General features: G+C 71.3%; 19 protein-coding genes. 12 read left to right on the top strand and 7 right to left on the bottom strand.

The features are described from left to right. The first annotated feature begins 127 nt into the window (after positions 1-127). From AB0D85_RS05680 to AB0D85_RS05705, 6 genes are all read left to right on the top strand, one after another. Positions 128-925, top strand: a complete 798-nt coding sequence (locus tag AB0D85_RS05680) for a metallophosphoesterase (RefSeq protein ID WP_362314070.1) — start codon at positions 128-130, stop codon at positions 923-925. Positions 926-1,056: 131 nt separating this feature from the next. Beyond that, positions 1,057-1,500 (top strand): SRPBCC family protein, encoded by a 444-nt coding sequence (locus AB0D85_RS05685; RefSeq protein ID WP_362314073.1) that lies wholly within the window; start codon positions 1,057-1,059, stop codon positions 1,498-1,500. Between the two features lie 135 nt (positions 1,501-1,635). Further along, positions 1,636-2,790, top strand: coding sequence for an ArsA-related P-loop ATPase (locus tag AB0D85_RS05690; RefSeq protein ID WP_362314076.1), 1,155 nt, complete (start codon positions 1,636-1,638; stop codon positions 2,788-2,790). A 63-nt stretch (positions 2,791-2,853) separates the two neighbouring features. Continuing rightward, on the top strand, positions 2,854-3,315 hold the full coding sequence (locus tag AB0D85_RS05695; RefSeq protein ID WP_362314079.1) for a DUF5304 domain-containing protein: 462 nt from the start codon (positions 2,854-2,856) through the stop codon (positions 3,313-3,315). Between the two features lie 310 nt (positions 3,316-3,625). Then, the gene (locus AB0D85_RS05700) at positions 3,626-4,579 is read left to right on the top strand and encodes an ROK family glucokinase (RefSeq protein WP_362314082.1); all 954 of its coding nucleotides are present in this window, start codon (positions 3,626-3,628) and stop codon (positions 4,577-4,579) included. Between the two features lie 142 nt (positions 4,580-4,721). Then, positions 4,722-5,471, top strand: a complete 750-nt coding sequence (locus AB0D85_RS05705) for an endonuclease/exonuclease/phosphatase family protein (RefSeq protein ID WP_362314085.1) — start codon at positions 4,722-4,724, stop codon at positions 5,469-5,471. A 4-nt stretch (positions 5,472-5,475) separates the two neighbouring features. Here the strand turns inward: AB0D85_RS05705 and AB0D85_RS05710 are convergent, their stop codons facing one another. The 4 genes from AB0D85_RS05710 to AB0D85_RS05725 form a co-directional block, all read right to left on the bottom strand. Beyond that, the gene (locus AB0D85_RS05710; RefSeq protein WP_362314088.1) at positions 5,476-6,486 is read right to left on the bottom strand and encodes a CU044_5270 family protein; all 1,011 of its coding nucleotides are present in this window, start codon (positions 6,484-6,486) and stop codon (positions 5,476-5,478) included. Then, positions 6,479-7,102 (bottom strand): sigma-70 family RNA polymerase sigma factor, encoded by a 624-nt coding sequence (locus tag AB0D85_RS05715; RefSeq protein WP_362314091.1) that lies wholly within the window; start codon positions 7,100-7,102, stop codon positions 6,479-6,481. Before AB0D85_RS05715 ends, AB0D85_RS05710 begins: the two co-directional genes overlap by 8 nt. 170 nt (positions 7,103-7,272) lie before the next feature. Next, positions 7,273-7,854, bottom strand: a complete 582-nt coding sequence (locus tag AB0D85_RS05720) for a hypothetical protein (RefSeq protein ID WP_362314093.1) — start codon at positions 7,852-7,854, stop codon at positions 7,273-7,275. Further along, positions 7,847-8,626, bottom strand: a complete 780-nt coding sequence (locus tag AB0D85_RS05725) for an alpha/beta fold hydrolase (protein WP_362314096.1) — start codon at positions 8,624-8,626, stop codon at positions 7,847-7,849. The genes AB0D85_RS05720 and AB0D85_RS05725 overlap by 8 nt, the downstream gene beginning before the upstream one ends. A 178-nt stretch (positions 8,627-8,804) precedes the next feature. Here AB0D85_RS05725 and AB0D85_RS05730 point away from each other — a divergent pair, with 178 nt between their 5' ends. The 4 genes from AB0D85_RS05730 to AB0D85_RS05745 all read left to right on the top strand — a co-directional run bounded on the left by AB0D85_RS05730 (position 8,805) and on the right by AB0D85_RS05745 (position 12,644). After that, complete coding sequence (locus AB0D85_RS05730) at positions 8,805-9,527, top strand: lysophospholipid acyltransferase family protein (RefSeq protein ID WP_362314099.1); 723 nt, start codon at positions 8,805-8,807, stop codon at positions 9,525-9,527. 69 nt (positions 9,528-9,596) lie between these two features. Beyond that, the gene (locus AB0D85_RS05735; protein ID WP_362314101.1) at positions 9,597-10,808 is read left to right on the top strand and encodes a DUF5931 domain-containing protein; all 1,212 of its coding nucleotides are present in this window, start codon (positions 9,597-9,599) and stop codon (positions 10,806-10,808) included. Beyond that, positions 10,805-11,467, top strand: a complete 663-nt coding sequence (locus AB0D85_RS05740) for a response regulator transcription factor (RefSeq protein ID WP_362314104.1) — start codon at positions 10,805-10,807, stop codon at positions 11,465-11,467. Before AB0D85_RS05735 ends, AB0D85_RS05740 begins: the two co-directional genes overlap by 4 nt. A 148-nt stretch (positions 11,468-11,615) precedes the next feature. Continuing rightward, positions 11,616-12,644, top strand: coding sequence for a 6-phosphofructokinase (locus AB0D85_RS05745; RefSeq protein ID WP_362314106.1), 1,029 nt, complete (start codon positions 11,616-11,618; stop codon positions 12,642-12,644). Positions 12,645-12,718: 74 nt separating this feature from the next. Here AB0D85_RS05745 and AB0D85_RS05750 read toward each other — a convergent pair whose 3' ends face one another. Next, positions 12,719-14,599 carry an anthranilate synthase family protein gene (locus tag AB0D85_RS05750; protein WP_362314109.1) on the bottom strand — a complete coding sequence of 627 codons (1,881 nt, stop codon included), beginning with the start codon at positions 14,597-14,599 and terminating at the stop codon, positions 12,719-12,721. 106 nt (positions 14,600-14,705) lie between these two features. After that, entirely contained in the window at positions 14,706-14,774 is a 69-nt protein-coding gene (locus AB0D85_RS05755; RefSeq protein ID WP_362315180.1) for a trp operon leader peptide, read from the bottom strand. A gap of 106 nt (positions 14,775-14,880) precedes the next feature. Here AB0D85_RS05755 and AB0D85_RS05760 point away from each other — a divergent pair, with 106 nt between their 5' ends. Beyond that, complete coding sequence (locus AB0D85_RS05760; protein WP_362314112.1) at positions 14,881-16,233, top strand: class II 3-deoxy-7-phosphoheptulonate synthase; 1,353 nt, start codon at positions 14,881-14,883, stop codon at positions 16,231-16,233. 122 nt (positions 16,234-16,355) lie between these two features. Continuing rightward, complete coding sequence (locus AB0D85_RS05765; protein WP_362314115.1) at positions 16,356-16,613, top strand: (2Fe-2S)-binding protein; 258 nt, start codon at positions 16,356-16,358, stop codon at positions 16,611-16,613. On the opposite strand, the gene bfr is transcribed toward AB0D85_RS05765, so the two are convergent. Beyond that, positions 16,610-17,092, bottom strand: coding sequence for a bacterioferritin (gene bfr / locus AB0D85_RS05770; protein ID WP_362314117.1), 483 nt, complete (start codon positions 17,090-17,092; stop codon positions 16,610-16,612). The genes AB0D85_RS05765 and bfr overlap by 4 nt on opposite strands. Positions 17,093-17,172 lie beyond the last annotated feature (80 nt).

The following is a 17,172-nucleotide window of genomic DNA, read 5'->3' on the forward strand; positions in this document are numbered from 1 at the left end:
GTTCGGTGCGTCACACAGGTTGGTGTTCCTTCGCGTACGGTAGTCCACGCCTTTAGTGACTGACCAGTAACCGCAGGTCCGGCCACCGCCTGTTCACGTTTGCCGCACAGGCCTACCCTTGATCACCATGGCAGCCACACCCACCGGCCCCCGAAGGACCCGCGTCCACGTGGTCAGCGACGTGCACGGCAACGCCCGTGACCTGGCCGGAGCCGGTGACGGCGCCGACGCCCTGATCTGTCTCGGCGACCTGGTCCTCTTCCTCGACTACGCCGACCACTCGCGCGGCATCTTCCCCGACCTGTTCGGAGTGGAGAACGCCGACCGTCTCGTCGAACTCCGCACCGCCCGCCGCTTCGAGGAGGCGCGGGAGCTGGGGGCCCGGCTGTGGGGCGGGATCGGCATGGACCGGGCCGCGGCCATCGAGAAGGCGGTGCGCAAGCAGTACGCCGAGATGTTCGCGGCGTTCCCGACACCGACGTACGCGACCTACGGCAATGTCGACATGCCGCCGCTGTGGCCGGAGTACGCGGGACCGGGCACGACGGTCTTGGACGGGGAGCGGGTCGAGATAGGCGGGTGGGTGTTCGGGTTCGTCGGCGGCGGGCTGCGGACTCCCATGCGCACCCCCTACGAGATCTCCGACGAGGAGTACGCGGCGAAGATCGAGGCGCTCGGCGAGGTCGACGTGCTCTGCACGCACATTCCGCCGGAGGTGCCGGAGTTGGTGTACGACACGGTGGCGCGCCGTTTCGAACGGGGGAGCCGGGCGCTCCTCGACGCCATCCGGCGCACCAGGCCGCGTTATTCGCTCTTCGGACATGTCCACCAGCCGCTGGTGAAGCGGATGCGGATCGGAGCCACCGAGTGCGTGAACGTCGGGCACTTCGCCGGTACGGGGCGCCCCTTCGCGCTGGAATGGTGACCGCCCCGGACAGGGGGTGAAGTCGGCTGGTCGGACGCGCGGTAGCCTTCACGCTGCACACGCGTGCGCACGCGCGCACGGCGACCCCTTTTCATCGGTCTCACCGGCCCGCATCTGGAGGAGCCACGGCGATGGCGGAACACACCAGCTCGAGCATCACGATCGAGGCGGCCCCGGCCGACGTCATGGCGGTGATCGCCGACTTCGCCCGGTACCCGGACTGGACCGGCGAGGTGAAGGAGGCGGAGGTGCTGCAGACCGACGCCAGGGGCCGGGCCGAGCAGGTCCGTCTCGTCATGGACGCCGGCGCGATCAAGGACGACCAGACGCTGGGGTACACGTGGACCGGCGACAACGAGGTCTCCTGGACGCTGGTGAAGTCCCAGATGTTGCGGTCGCTGGACGGCTCCTACCTGCTGAAGCCGGCGGGCGAGGGGGCGACCGAGGTGACGTACTCGCTGACGGTGGACGTCAAGATCCCCATGCTCGGGATGATCAAGCGCAAGGCCGAGAAGGTCATCATCGACCGGGCACTGGCGGGACTGAAGAAGAGGGTGGAGTCGGGGGAGAAGTGACGTAGGGGACAGCTGCGGGCAGGCGTGCCGCAGGGCGGCACGGGTGGGCGCAGCGGCACCCTGCCAACGCCGGTAGGTGACACCCCCGCCCGCCACGGCGAGGGCTCACCTGGACGTCCGTTACGGTTCACCCTCATGCGCACCATCCTGATCACCGGCCCCGGCGGCAGCGGCCGTACGACCGTCGCCGCGGCCACCGCCCTGCGCGCCGCGGGCGAGGGCACCCCGACCCTCGTGCTCAGCGCCGACCGCACGGACACCCTCGGCGCGGCCCTGGGCACGGCGACGGGACCGGTGCCCACCCGCCTCACCCCCGCCCTCACCGCCTGGCGCCCCGACGCGGCCGCCCGGTTCCGCGAGGACCTCACCGCCTTCCAGACCCGCGCCGCGAACGTCCTCGACCTCCTCGGCGCCTCCCGCCTGGACGCCGAGGAGCTCACCCCCCTCCCCGGCGCCGAGGAACTCTCCTTCCTGCGCGCCCTGCGTGACGCCGCCCTCTCCGAGCGGTACGAGCTGCTCGTCGTGGACCTCCCGCCCGCGTCCCAGGCCCTCGCCCTGCTCGCCCTCCCCGAGGAGCTCCGCCGCTACCTGCGCCGCCTCCTCCCGCCCGAGCGGCAGGCGGCCCGCGCCCTGCGCCCCGTCCTCGGCCGGCTCGCCGGCGTCCCCATGCCCGCCGACTGGCTCTACGAGACCGCGGCGCGCTGGGACGTCGAGCTGGCCGCCGTGGAGGCCGTCCTCGCCGACCGCCACACCGCCGTACGGCTGGTCGCCGAACCCGGCCCGGCCGGCGCCGACGCCGTCCGCACCGCCCGCCTCGGCCTCGCCCTGCGCGGCCTGCGGGCCGAGACGGTGGTCGCCAACCGCGTGCTCCCCGAGGCCACCCCCCTGCACAACCTCGTCGCCCAGCAGCGCAAGGCCCTCGCCGACTGGGCGGAGACGTACGACGTCACCCCTGTTCCGCACCTCGGGCACGACCCGCGCGGCACCGACGACCTCGCCGCGCTCGCCGTGCCCGGCGTCAACACCGCGCCCGCCCCGGTCGAGTGGCCCGTGGCCGACCGCATCGAGGAGGACGGTGTCCTCGTCTGGCACATTCCGCTGCCCGGCGCGATACGGGACGACCTGGACCTCGTCCGGCGCGGCGACGAGCTCGTGATCACCGTCGGCGGCTTCCGCCGGATCGTCACCCTGCCGTCCGCCCTGCGCCGCTGCACCGTCGCCGGGGCCGCGCTGCGCGACGGCGAGCTGCGGCTGCGGTTCGCGCCGGACCCGGATCTGTGGCCGCGCTGACGGTGAAACCGGTACGCCCGTTCGGGTAACGTCGTAGAGACGAACCGTAGTCAGGAGTGCGTCATGAGCGAAGAGCGCCCCACAGCCGACGCCTTTGAGGAAGCGGACGAGGTACGGGCGACCGACGACGACGCCTGGGCCACGGCCTGTGCCGAGGACCTGGCACGGGAGAAGGCCCGCCGCCGCACCCAGTACGGCCAGCCCCCCGGTACGGCCGCCGAGGAACTGCGCAAACTCGTCGACGCCGTCGCCGACAAGCTCTCCGGCCTCCAGACCCCGCTCCTCGGCGCGGTCGCGGGCCCCGCCGCCCAGCAGGTGGTCCGGCAGGTCGTACAGCAGGCGAAGAACGCCGTCGACCCCGTCATAGAGCGCAACCCGGACGTCTTCGACCACCTGGCCGCGGCCGGCAGCGAACTCCTCGCGGCCTACCGCTCCGCGGTCCAGACCCAGGAGACCCGCTGGACCTCCGCCGGCCACGACAAGGGCGACGACCCCGGCCCCGGCGAACGCATCGACCTCGACTGACAGCCCCCGGAAGACCCTGCCGTCGGGTTCCCTCCCCCCACTGCCTGAAGGGCGTGGGAGGTGCCCCCAGCCGGGCGGGGGCTGGCACGCGCTCCCCCAGAGGGGGTGCCCCCAGCGGTGTTGTCGTCAGTCGCCGACGTCCCCCAGCCTTCGGCCGGGAGGTGCCCCCACCGCGTCGACTCCCTCCTCCGCCTTGCAGCTGCACGTACCAGCCCCCGCCCGGCCCGCCCTCCGGGCGGACGACGGGAACCCGACCGCAGGGCCTCGGGTACGGTTGGCCGTAGCGGGGCTCGACCGAACTGAGGGATTCATGGGACTCACCATCGGCGTCGACATCGGCGGCACGAAGATCGCGGCCGGCGTGGTCGATGAGGAAGGCAACATCCTCTCGACCCACAAGGTGCCGACCCCGGGCACGCCCGAGGGCATCGTGGACGCCATTGCTTCCGCCGTAGAGGGCGCCCGCGCCGGGCACGAGATCGTCGGCGTGGGCATCGGTGCGGCCGGTTACGTGAACCGGCAGCGCTCCACGGTCTACTTCGCGCCCAACATCGACTGGCGCAACGAGCCGTTGAAGGAGAAGGTCGAGGCCCGCGTCGGCCTCCCCGTGGTCGTGGAGAACGACGCCAACGCCGCCGCCTGGGGCGAGTACAGGTTCGGCGCCGGCAAGGGCCACCGCAACGTCATCTGCATCACCCTCGGCACCGGCCTCGGCGGCGGCATCATCATCGGCAACAAGCTGCGCCGCGGTCACTTCGGGGTCGCCGCCGAGTTCGGCCACATCCGCATGGTCCCGGACGGGCTGCTGTGCGGCTGCGGCTCGCAGGGCTGCTGGGAGCAGTACGCCTCCGGCCGCGCCCTCGTCCGCTACGCCAAGCAGCGCGCCAACGCCACCCCCGAGCACGCCGAGATCCTGCTCGGCCTCGGTGACGGCAGCCCCGAGGGCATCGAGGGCAAGCACATCTCCATGGCCGCCCGCCAGGGCGACCCGGTCGCCGTCGACTCCTACCGCGAGCTCGCCCGCTGGGCCGGCGCCGGCCTCGCCGACCTCGCCTCCCTCTTCGACCCCTCCGCGTTCATCGTCGGCGGCGGCCTCTCGGACGAGGGCGAACTGGTCCTCGACCCGATCCGCAAGTCCTACAAGCGCTGGCTGGTAGGCGGCAACTGGCGCCCGGTGGCCGAGGTCATCGCCGCCCAGCTGGGCAACGAGGCGGGCCTGGTGGGCGCGGCCGACCTGGCGAGAGAGCCCGACCCGATCATGTAATCGCGGCCGGCTGTATGGCCCTCAGGGGCGCGGGGCGGTAGTCGATATGCGGCTACCGCCGCGCGGGCGCGACCAGCCACCACGCACCGGCAGTCGCACACCCACCTCGCGCCCCGAGCCATTGGGCGTACAGTTGATCCACATGGCGCCGCTCCCCAACTCCCACACAGAGCCCGATGGTTCCGCCGTCATCCGCGTCCTCAGCTACAACATCCGCTCCATGCGGGACGACACCGACGCCCTCGCCCGCGTCATCAGGGCCTGCGCCCCCGACCTGGTCCTCATCCAGGAAGCCCCCCGCTTCTTCCGCTGGCGCAAGAAGCTCGCGCGGCTGGCCTCCGCCGCCGACCTGGTGATCCTCACCGGCGGAGCGACCGCGGCGGGCCCGGCGGTGCTCTGCTCCCTCCGCGCCACCGTCGAGCGCACCGAGGACGTCCTCCTCCCCCTCACCCCCGGCCTGCACCGCCGCGGCTTCGCGACCGCCGTCGTCCGGTTCGGCGCCGCCCGCCTCGGCGTCGTCAGCTTCCACCTCAGCCTTCAGCAGGACGAGCGCTACGAGCAGGGCGGCCTGCTCCTCGACCGCCTCGCCGGCCTGGGCGTGGACCACGCCATCGCGGGCGGCGACCTCAACGACCGCCCCGACGGCCGCACCTTCCGCCGCCTGGCCGACGCCCTCCAGGACTGCCGTACCACCGCACCCTGGGGCGGCGAGTTCACCTCCTGGTCCACCAACCCCCACCAGCGCATCGACGCGATCTTCGCGACCAAGGGCATCGAGGTGCTCGGCTGCGGGGTTCCCGAGGACCGGCCAGGTCTCACCGGCGCGGACCTGAGGGCGGCCACGGACCACCTCCCGGTCCTGGCCGCCCTCAGGGTCCCCGCCGCCTCCTGACGGTCTACGGCCGCTGCTTCACCCTGTCCACGACGGCCCAGCCGTCGAGATACGAGAGCTGGGTGTACGTCTTCATGGCCGCGCCGTCGCCCGAGGTGCGGGTGTCACGGAAGCCCAGGAACCGGTATGTCACCGGGTCGAAGATGAAAGAGGCGGCGAAGTCCGTGGCGCCCTTCGGGAGCGTCGGGTCGTCGTACGTGACGGCCACCCCGGTACGCCCCTTCGCGTCCTTCTGATCCGGCACGAGCCTCACACCCGGCACCATGCCGAGCGCCTCGTAGGCCGCCGGCCGCAACCCCTCCGGCATCACCGGGACCAGCTTCAGCAGCCCGGCGAGGTCGAAGTGGATCGCCCACCAGTCCTCGTCGGTGAGGTCGTCGAGGGACTTGTTCCCGCCGCCGATGACGTACTTGTCGGCGAGCGAGAGGATCAGCTTCTTCGGGTCGGTCGGCAGTTTCCGCAACGTGCCCCAGTCCTGCGGCGGCCACACGGTCTCGTTCTTCTTCAGCGGCGGCGACCACCAGCCGTGGCCGATCTCCATGACCCAGGACCGCTGGGAGCGGTCCACCGAGCGCCAGTCCTCGTCGACGTAGCTCTTCGTGGCACCCGTCTTCTGATCGGTCTCCTTGATGATCTCCTTGGTGTAGATGAACTGGTCGTCGCGCGGACTGACCGTCCGCTCGTGCTCGCGCGCATACGCGGCAGCCCCCTTGAGCACCGTCTGCGCGCTCACGTTCCGCATGGCCGGCGCACTGGTGGCCGGCGGTTTCGCCGTGCGGTGCGTGCGGGTGCCGTCGTCGTCCCGCACGGCGACCAGTACGCCGGCGGTGACCGCGGCGGCCAGCCCGGCCGTCAGGGCGATGCGCAGCGCGGGGCGGCGGTGCCGTACGCGCACGGCGGGTCCGTCGATCGCCGTGATCAGACGGGCCCGCGCCCGGCGCCTGGTCGCCTCGTCGAGCGGGGGAGCTCCTGTGTCGAAGTCCCGCAGTGCGCGCAGTTCGTCGATGTCACGCATGGGCGTCTGCCTCTCGGAAAGCCGTCGGATCGGTGCCGCCCAGTGCTTCGCGCAGTCTGCCGCGGGCCCGGTGCAGTCGCGATCTGATGGTGCCGACCGGCACCTCGAGCGCCTCGGCGGCCTCCTCGTAGTCGAGGCCGGCCCACGCCACCAGCAGCACGACATCGCGATGCCGGGCGGACAACCCGCCCAGCGCTGCCGCCAGTTGCCGGCGCACCCCCGTGGCACCGGCCCTGTCGACAGCGCGGTCCGCGACCGGCTCCTCGTGCTCCACCGGCTCCGGCAGCCGGGACAGCGCCCTGAACCGGCGTGCCTCGGCCCGGCGGTGCCGGCCGACGAGGTTGGTCGCGATGCCGAACAGCCACGGGCGGGCGTCGGCTCGTGTGAGGTCGTACGTGTGGCGCCGCTGGAAGGCGGTGACGAAGGTCTCCGCCATCAGATCCTCCGCCGCCTCCGGACCCAGCCGCCGGGCCGCGTAACGGTGCACGGCGTCGGCGTACCGGTCGAAGAGCACGGCGAACTGCTCGGGCTCCTCCCGGGACCGCGCGATCACCCGGGCGTCACTGTCCTCGCGATCCTCGTCGCGGGTACCTGTGCCCGGTGGGCCGACGGTCATCGGGGCTCCTTCCGTTCGTCCGAACGCCTCGAAGGCTTGGGCTTGTTGGTTCACCTCTTCCTTCGCCGATCGGCGGAATCGAGTTCCCTTTCGGGACAGCGACCGCTCCCGGAAACGCGAGGGCCCGTCCGGAGCGACTCCGGACGGGCCCTCGGGCGGGAGCTGATCGGTCAGACGACGGCACCCCGCCCCGGGTCGCCGTCCTCGTCGTCGTCCGTCTTCATCCGGGTCACCAGCGTGACGAAACCGCCCAGGAACCCGCCGATCCCCAGCGTCGCCAGCCACCAGGTCATGTCCCAGCCGAGCAGCACCGCGAGCAGCAGCAGGACCGGCCCGCCCACCACGCCGAGCCAGGCGAACTTGGCGGTCGTGTCGGCGATCGGCAGCGGCGGCGGCTCGGGCGGCACGAAGTGCCCCTCGTCGTCCTCGTCGAAGTCGTCCTCGGAGGGCTCCGGCGCCGTGTAGTCGCGCGGGCCCACCCCGGGCGCGAAGGAGACGGAGCTGCCCAGCGGCCGCACGGGCCGCTGCTGCTCCTCGCTCGCTTCTGCGCCGGTGTCGTCGTCGGTGTCGTCGTCCTCTTCCGCCGGCGGCAGCGCCAGATCCTCCACCGGCTTGTAGGGCTTCGCGCCCGGCGGATCCGGCGGCTCCTCGCCGTACCCCGCGACGATCGCCGCCCAGGCGGCCTCCTCGTCGAAGGGCACCCCCTTCTCGTCCGGCTCGCGGTCCTCGCGGTCGGAGTCGTGCTCAGCCAACTGCGGCCGTCCCTTCCTTGCCGACACTGGGTGCGAGCCGGCCGACGAAGGCGAGGCTCTCCTCGAAGATCCGGTCCGCGTCGTGGTCCAACGTCGCCACGTGGTAACTCTGTTCCAGCACGACCTCCGTTACGTCCGTGGAGGACACCCGGCTCAGGATGCGGGCGGAATCGACCGCCGGAACGACGTGGTCCCGGGTGCTGCGCAGGAGCAGCAGGGGCTGGGTCACCTGCGGAAGTTCACCGTCCACCCGGCGGAAGAAGTTCCGCAGGGAGTGTGCGCAGTGCAGCGGCACCCGGTCGTACCCCACCTCCGCGGCGCCCGGCTTGGCGATGTCACTGGCGATGCCCCGCGTCGTCCGCACGAGATGCCGGGCCACCGGAAGGGCGTACGCCGACAGGCCGTGCACCTTGTTCGCCGGGTTGACGACCACCACGCCGTCCACACCCGTCCCGTTCCTGGCGGCCAGCCGCAGCGCCAGCGTGCCGCCCATGGACAGGCCCGCCACGAACACCTGGGAGCACCGCTCGCGCAGCAGCCGCAGCTCGCGGTCCACCTCCGCGTACCAGTCCTGCCAGCCCGTGACCTGCATGTCCTCCCAGCGGGTGCCATGCCCGGGCAGCAGGGGCAGGGACACGGTCAGGCCGTGGGCCGCATGGTGCTCCGCCCAGGGGCGCAGCGACTGGGGCGAGCCGGTGAAACCGTGACAGAGGAGGACACCGACCTCCCCGCCGGCATGGCGGTACGGCTCGGCTCCGGGGAGAACCGGCACCTTCGGTCTCCAATTCATGAGAGGGCGGGAACTGGAAGAGGCACGCACGACGACTCCAGTTGTGCTTCACGGTACGCGACGGCACTGACACCGACCAGGGTCGTCGGTCCCATTCCCGGCGCTCCGGGTTAAGGTCTGATCGACGGAAACAGGAGGCACTCGGTTGTTGTACGGCGCGATGAAGGTCGCTATCGGGGGACCGCTCAAGGTCACCTTCAGGCCCTGGGTGGAGGGCCTGGAGAACATCCCGGCCGAGGGCCCGGCCATCCTGGCGAGTAACCACCTGTCCTTCTCGGACTCGTTCTTCCTGCCCGCGGTGCTGGACCGCAAGGTCACCTTCATCGCGAAGGCCGAGTACTTCACCACGCCCGGCGTGAAGGGCCGGCTGACGGCCGCCTTCTTCAAGGGCGTCGGCCAGCTCCCCGTGGACCGCTCCGGAGCGCGCGGCGCCGGCGAGGCGGCGGTGAAGAGCGGCATAGACGTGCTGGAGCGCGGTGAGTTGTTCGGTATCTACCCGGAGGGCACCCGCTCGCCCGACGGCCGTCTCTACCGGGGCAAGCCCGGCGGCCTCGCGCGCGTGGCGCTCGCGACCGGCGCCCCGGTGATCCCGGTCGCCATGATCGACACGGAGAAGATCCAGCCGCCGGGGCAGGTGATGCCCAAGCTGATGCGTCCGGGCATCCGGATCGGCAAGGCCCTGGACTTCAGCCGTTACCAGGGCATGGAGCACGACCGTTTCGTGCTCCGCGCGGTGACCGACGAGGTCATGTACGAGATCATGAAGCTCTCCGGCCAGGAGTACGTCGACATCTACGCGACCGCCGCCAAGCGGCAGATCGCGGAGGCCGCCAAGGCGGAGAAGGACGCGGCGAAGGCCGAGAAGAAGGCCGCTGAGTCGTAATCGGCGACGGAGCCTGCGGCGGGGGCCGACGGCGGGGGCCGGCGGCGGGGACTGGGGGGACTGGGGGACATGACCAAGCGGGAACGCGTCATACGGATGTCGGTCGAGCAGCCCCTGTGGCGTGCCCTCACCGGCTACCGCGTACTGACCCTGCTGTACGCGATCGGCCTGTTCGCCTCCGCCTACGACGACTACGACCGTCCCGGCGCCGCCATCGGCTACTACGCCGTCCTGACCGTCTGGACGCTGGCCACCCTGCCCCGCGTCCAGAACGCGGCGGCCTGCACCAAGCGCTTCCTCGCCGTCGACCTGGCGATCGCGATCACCGGCATCGTCCTGACGCCCTGGGTGGTCACCCAGGGCCACATCGACCGCGGGGGACCGACCCTGCCGTCGATCTGGACCGCCGGTTCGGTCCTCGCCTTCGCCATCAAGGGCGGCTGGCGCTGGGCCGCGTTCGCCTCCACGCCGGTCGCCGCCGCCAACCTGATCGAGCGCGGCCACCCGGCCCGCGACACCGTCCACAACGTGATCCTGGTCTGGGTCGCCTCCATCGCCATCGGGTACGTCGTCGAGGTCGCCCGCGCCTCCGAACGCACCCTCGCCCGCGCCCTGGAGATCGAGGCGGCCACCCGGGAACGGGAGCGGCTCGCCCGGGACATCCACGACAGCGTGCTGCAGGTGCTGGCCATGGTGCAGCGCCGGGGCGCGGTCCTCGGCGGCGAGGCGGCCGAACTGGGCCGGATGGCCGGGGAACAGGAGGTCGCCCTGCGCACGCTGGTCTCCGGCGGCCTGGTGCCTGCCTCACGGGTCTCGGAGGACGAGGCCGAGGGCGCGGTCGTACGCCTGGTCGAGGAACCGGACGACTCCGGTCCCGCCGATCTGCGCACCCTGCTCGCGCGGTACGCCGGATCCCGGGTCAGCCTCGCCGAGCCCGGCGCGCCGGTGCCGCTGCCGCCGGCCGCGGCCCGCGAACTGGCCGCCGCCGTCGGTGCCGCCCTGGACAATGTGCGCAGGCACGCGGGGGAGGGGGCGCGGGCCTGGATCCTGGTCGAGGACGAGCCCGACGAGATCGTGGTGACCGTACGGGACGACGGCCCCGGCATCCCGGAGGGACGGCTCGCCCAGGCCGAGGGGGAGGGGCGGCTCGGGGTGGCCCAGTCGATCCGGGGAAGGCTGCGCGACCTCGGCGGCAGTGCCGAGCTGATCTCGGTCCCCGGGCAGGGCACGGAAGTCGAGCTGAAGGTACCGAAGGTCTCGGGGAAGGCGGAGCGGGGATGAGCATCAAGGTCATGGTGGTCGACGACCACCCCATGTGGCGCGACGCGGTCGCCCGGGACCTGGCCGAGTCCGGGTTCGAGGTGGTCGCCACCGCCGGGGACGGTGAGCAGGCGGTGCGCCGCGCCAAGGCCGCCGCGCCCGACGTCCTCGTCCTGGACCTCAACCTGCCCGCCAAGCCCGGTGTCCAGGTCTGCAAGGAACTCGTCGGGCACAACCCGGCGTTGCGGGTCCTGGTCCTCTCGGCGAGCGGGGAGCACGCCGACGTCCTGGAGGCGGTGAAGTCCGGCGCGACCGGCTATCTGCTCAAGTCGGCCTCCACCGAGGAACTCCTGGACGCGGTCCGCCGTACCGCCGTCGGCGACCCGGTGTTCACGCCCGGCCTCGCCGGACTGGTCCTCGGCGAGTACCGCCGGCTGGCCTCCGAACCGGCCCCGGCCGCGGACGCCGAGGGGCCCGACGCGCCCCGGCTCACCGACCGCGAGACCGAGGTGCTGCGGCTGGTCGCCAAGGGCCTGAGCTACAAGCAGATCGCCGAGCGCCTGGTCATCTCGCACCGCACGGTCCAGAACCATGTCCAGAACACCCTCGGCAAGCTCCAGCTGCACAACAGGGTGGAGTTGGTCCGGTATGCGATAGAGCGCGGCCTGGACGACGAATGATCCACAGGTGATGTGATCTTCGCGTTTGACGGCAAGTAAACCAACCGTCCGCCGATTCACCGGAATTGCCGGTCCCGCCCATCCCTGTGTGACCTGGATCACCACTAGCGTGAGCCGCACCAGGCAACCGCGGCGAAGGGACATTTCCATGCGGGTCGGAGTACTGACCGGGGGCGGCGACTGCCCCGGGCTCAACGCCGTCATCCGGGGCGTCGTCCGCAAGGGCGTCCAGGAGTACGGCTACGACTTCGTCGGCTTCCGGGACGGCTGGCGCGGACCCCTCGAAGGCGACACCGTCCGCCTCGACATCCCCGCCGTGCGCGGCATCCTGCCCCGCGGCGGCACCATCCTCGGCTCCTCGCGCACCAATCCGCTCAAGCAGGAGAACGGCATCCGGCGGATCAAGGACAACCTCGCCAAGCTGGAGGTCGGGGCGCTCATCGCGATCGGCGGCGAGGACACCCTCGGCGTGGCCGCGCGCCTCACCGACGAGTACGGCGTGCCCGTCGTCGGCGTACCGAAGACCATCGACAACGACCTCTCCGCCACCGACTACACCTTCGGCTTCGACACCGCCGTCGGCATCGCGACGGAGGCGATCGACCGCCTGCACACCACCGCCGAATCGCACATGCGGGTCCTGGTCTGCGAGGTGATGGGCCGGCACGCCGGCTGGATCGCCATCCACTCCGGCCTCGCGGGCGGCGCCAACGCCATCCTCATCCCCGAACAGCGCTTCGACGTCGACCAGGTGTGCGCCTGGGTCACCTCCCGCTTCAAGGCGTCCTACGCCCCGATCGTGGTCGTCGCCGAGGGCGCCATGCCGAAGGACGGCGACGCCGTCCTCAAGGACGAGTCCCTCGACTCCTTCGGACACGTCCGCCTCTCCGGGGTCGGCGAGTGGCTCGCCAAGGAGATCGAGAAGCGCACCGGCAAGGAGGCCCGCACCACCGTCCTCGGCCACATCCAGCGCGGCGGCACCCCGAGCGCCTTCGACCGCTGGCTGGCCACCCGCTTCGGGCTGCACGCCATCGACGCCGTCCGCGACGGGGACTTCGGCAAGATGGTCGCGCTGCGCGGCACCGACATCGTCCGGGTGCCGATCGCGGAGGCCACGGCGAAGCTGAAGACCGTCGACCTGAAGCTGTACGACGAGGTCGGGGTGTTCTTCGGCTGACGCCTGACGGCTCCGTCGGTCGACTGACTGCTCCCCTCGTAGAAGAGGGGAGCAGTGCTCCTGGACCAGCTGGGTTACAGGGCCGGCCGCTGCTCGGAGAACGTCCTCGTGCCGCGCAACTGCCCCACCAGCTCCCGCACCACCGCCGCCCCGTTCAGCGTGAGAACCGACTCGGGATGGAACTGCACCCCGGCGAACCCGGGCCCCCGCAGCGCATGCACCTCGCCGTTCGCCGCCCGGCTCACCTCCACGCCGTGCGCCGACAGCTCCCGCAGCGCGTCCTCCTCGCACCGCGCCACGAAGCTGTTGTAGAACCCGACGGTCTCGTCCCGCCCGAACAGGTCCACCGTCGTCTGCGCCCCCTGGTACGGCACTTCCTTCCGTACGATCTCCAGCCCCAGCTCCGCCGCGATCAGCTCGTGCCCGAGGCACACCCCCAGCACCCCGTACCGGTGCTCCCGGATCACCGTCGCCGTCAGCTCCCGCAGGAACCGCATCTTCGGATCGTCCAGGTCGGACGGGTCACCGGGCCCCGGGCCGAGCACGACCGGCCCCGCGTGCGCGAGCACCGCCTCCCGCAGCCCCGGCTCGTCGTACCGCCGGACGGTCACGTCGAGTCCGCCCGCGCGCAGCACATGCGCGAGCATTGCCGTGAACGTGTCCTCGCCGTCCACCACGAGCGCGTGCCCGGCCAGTTCCTCCGTCCGCTCCTGCATCCGCAGCCAGAACGGCGCCAGCGCGGCCCGGCGCCCGTCCAGCGCGGCCCGCACCCGGGGGTCGTCGGCCAGCCGGGGGCGCGCACTCTCCGCACGCGGCCGTGCCGGTCGTACGCCCAGGGCCGCCAGCACCCCGGCCGCCTTCGCATGGGTCTCCGCGACCTCGCCCGCCGGGTCCGAGCCGCGCACCAGCGTGGCGCCGACGGGCACCCGGAGCCGCCCCTCGGCGTCGATGTCGGCGGTGCGGATGAGGATGGGGGAGTCGAGGGTCTGGGCGCCCCCGGAGTCCCGGCCGAGCAGGGCCAGCGCACCGGCGTAGTAGCCGCGCCCGCCCACCTCGTGGCGCTCGATCACCCGGCAGGCGTTCTGCACCGGCGAGCCCGTGACGGTCGCCGCGAACATGGTCTCCTTCAGGACCTCGCGCGCGTCCAGCGAGGACTTCCCGCGCAGCTCGTACTCGGTGTGCGCGAGATGGGCCATCTCCTTGAGCCGGGGCCCGACGACCACACCCCCCATGTCGCCCACCGTGCACATCATCTTGAGCTCCTCGTCGACGACCATCGACAGCTCCTCGATCTCCTTGCCGTCGGCGAGGAAGCCGAGCAGGTGCTCGGGCGTGGGCCCCTCGGCGGGGTAGCGGTACGTGCCGCTGATCGGGTTCATGACGACCGTGCCGCCGGACATCCGGACGTGCACCTCGGGGCTGGCCCCGACCAGCGTCCGGTCCCCGGTGTGGACCACGAACGTCCAGTACGCGCCCCGCTCGCCCTCCAGGAGCCGGCGGAAGAGAGCGAGGGCGTCGGCCCGCCCGAAGCCGGGGATCTCGCCCTCGTACGTCCGCCGGATCACGAAGTTCGCGCCCTCGCCCCGCCCGATCTCCTCGCGGAGCACCCGGCCGACGATCTCGGCGTACTCGTCGTCGTCGACGTCGAAGCCGCCGGACTCGACGCGGACGTCGTGGGAGGGCAGGGTGGCGAGGGCCTCGGCCAGCGGAATGTGGCGTACCACCGTCGGCGTCAGTGCCAGCAGCGGTGTCCCGTCGTCGCGCACGTCGAACCCGCGCTCGCGGATCTGCCGGTACGGGACGAGGGCGAGTCCCTCGTCGGGCAGGTCGGCGAGGCGGTCGTGGGCGGTGACCGGGCCGAGCAGGAGCTCCACCGTGCTCTCGTCGTGGCCGGGCGCGCGGCGGCGGAGCAGGGCGAAGGGGCGGTCGTCGTGGAGCAGCTGGTTCAGGTCCATGGTTCCTCGGTTCCTCTGCCTGGTGAGGCTGGTCAGGAGGAACGACCCCGGGAAACACCGAAGGCCGCCCCTCGGGCGGCCTTCGCGAAGTCTTGCGTACGCGCAGTCAGTGGGCCGCCGGAGAAGCGGTCCACCACCAGTTCTGGATCGGGTTCTGGGTCGAAAGCGCGAACATGCGGCACACCCTAGCGCACCCGACCCCCCGTCCACAGGACAATCACGCCGTCTCACCAGTCGAGCCAGAGGAAAAACCGTGGACACGACCCCGTAATGTTTACGGGGTGACCGTGAACGCTAAGACCAGCCAGAGCGCTGGCAACACCTGGCGAGACCTGCCCGCGGCGCAGCAGCCCGAGTACCCCGACCCCGAGGCTCTGCGCGCAGTCGTTGCGGAGCTGGAGTCGTATCCGCCGCTCGTCTTCGCGGGCGAGTGCGACCAGCTGCGCGCCCGGATGGCGGCCGTCGCCAAGGGAGAGGCGTTCCTCCTCCAGGGCGGCGACTGCGCCGAGGCCTTCGACGCGGTGTCGGCCGACCACATCCGCAACAAGCTCAAGACGCTCCTCCAGATGGGTGCCGTGCTGACGTACGCGGCGTCGGTGCCCGTGGTGAAGGTGGGCCGGATCGCCGGCCAGTACAGCAAGCCGCGCTCCAAGGGGACCGAGACCCGCGACGGCGTGACGCTGCCGACGTACCGCGGTGACTCGGTCAACGGCTTCGGCTTCGACGAGAAGGCCCGGATCCCGGACCCCGAGCGGCTGAAGCGGATGTACCACGCGTCCGCCTCGACGCTGAACCTGGTGCGTGCCTTCACCACCGGTGGCTACGCGGACCTGCGCCAGGTGCACGCCTGGAACCAGGACTTCGTGAAGTCCTCGCCGTCCGGCCAGCGCTACGAGCAGCTCGCGCGCGAGATCGACAACGCGCTGAACTTCATGCGGGCCTGCGGCGCGGAGCCGGAAGAGTTCAAGACGGTCGAGTTCTTCTCCTCGCACGAGGCGCTGCTGCTGGACTACGAGTCCGCCCTGACCAGGGTCGACTCGCGCACCGGCAAGCTGTACGACGTCTCCGGGCACATGGTGTGGATCGGTGAGCGCACCCGGCAGCTGGACGGGGCGCACATCGAGTTCGCCTCGAAGATCCGCAACCCGCTCGGTCTCAAGCTCGGCCCGACGACGACGGCCGAGGAGGCGCTGCGGTACATCGACCGCCTCGACCCGGACCGTGAGCCGGGCCGGCTGACCTTCATCGTCCGGATGGGCGCGGACAAGGTCCGTGACAAGCTCCCCGAGCTGGTCGAGAAGGTCACCGCGTCGGGCGCCACCGTGGCCTGGGTGACCGACCCGATGCACGGCAACACCTTCGAGGCGGCCTCGGGCCACAAGACCCGCCGCTTCGACGACGTGCTCGACGAGGTCAAGGGCTTCTTCGAGGTCCACAAGGGCCTCGGCACCCACCCGGGCGGCATCCATGTCGAGCTCACCGGTGACGACGTCACCGAGTGCGTGGGCGGCGGCGACGAGATCTTCGTCGACGACCTGCACCAGCGCTACGAGACGGCCTGCGACCCCCGCCTGAACCGCAGCCAGTCCCTTGACCTGGCGTTCCTCGTGGCGGAGATGTACCGGGACCAGTAGCCGGTCCGAGTGTGAAGTGGGGCGCGGATCACAAATGATCCGCGCCCCTTCCACTTTTGCGGACCCCGAGTGATGGGTAAGGTTAGGTTTGCCTTATTGATCTCGGCGGGAGGTGAGTCCGCGTGTACGTCTGCAGTTGCTTCGGGGTGACCGAAGAGCAGGTCAAGCAGCACGCGGAGGTCGGCGCCTGCACCCCTCGCCAGATAGCGTCCGCCTGCAAGGCGGGCACGGACTGCGGTTCGTGCGTCCGCCGCATCCAGGCGATCCTGGGCAGGGGTGCCGGTGAGCGCCCCGAAGGGGCGCGAGGAACTGCGCGCCCGGCCACGACGGGCCCGCGGGCGATCGACGACCTGCCCCGGTCCCTCCCGCGGAGCGCCTAGCTGCTCTCGGGCTGCTCGATCACCTGCGCGATGTAGAGCGCCTCACCGAGCTTCTCCACCAGCTCCAGCTGGGTGTCGAGGTAGTCGATGTGCTGCTCCTCGTCGGCGAGGATGTCCTCGAAGATGTTCGCGGACGTGATGTCGCCCTTCTCGCGCATCACCTTGATCCCGCGCTTGAGCCGGTCGATCGCCTCCACCTCGATCTGCCGGTCGGCCTCGAACATCTCCTTCACGGTCTGCCCCACGCGCACGTGGAACAGCCGCTGGTAGTTGGGCAGTCCCTCCAGGAACAGGATCCGGTCGGTGAGCACCTCGGCGTGCTTCATCTCGTCGAACGACTCGTGCCGGGTGTACTTCGCGAGCTTGTACCAGCCGAAGTTCTCCTGCATCTTCGCGTGCAGGAAGTACTGGTTGATCGCGGTGAGCTCACCGGTGAGCTGCTCGTTGAGGAATTCGATGACCTCGGGGTCGCCCTGCATCGCAGAGGCTCCTTCCGGACTGGGGTGTTTGCGGCGCATGATTGCACCGGCGCGGAAGATCGTCCAGTAAGTGCGTACTT

It is taken from the genome of Streptomyces sp. NPDC048277, from assembly GCF_040652235.1.
Taxonomy (GTDB): domain Bacteria; phylum Actinomycetota; class Actinomycetes; order Streptomycetales; family Streptomycetaceae; genus Streptomyces.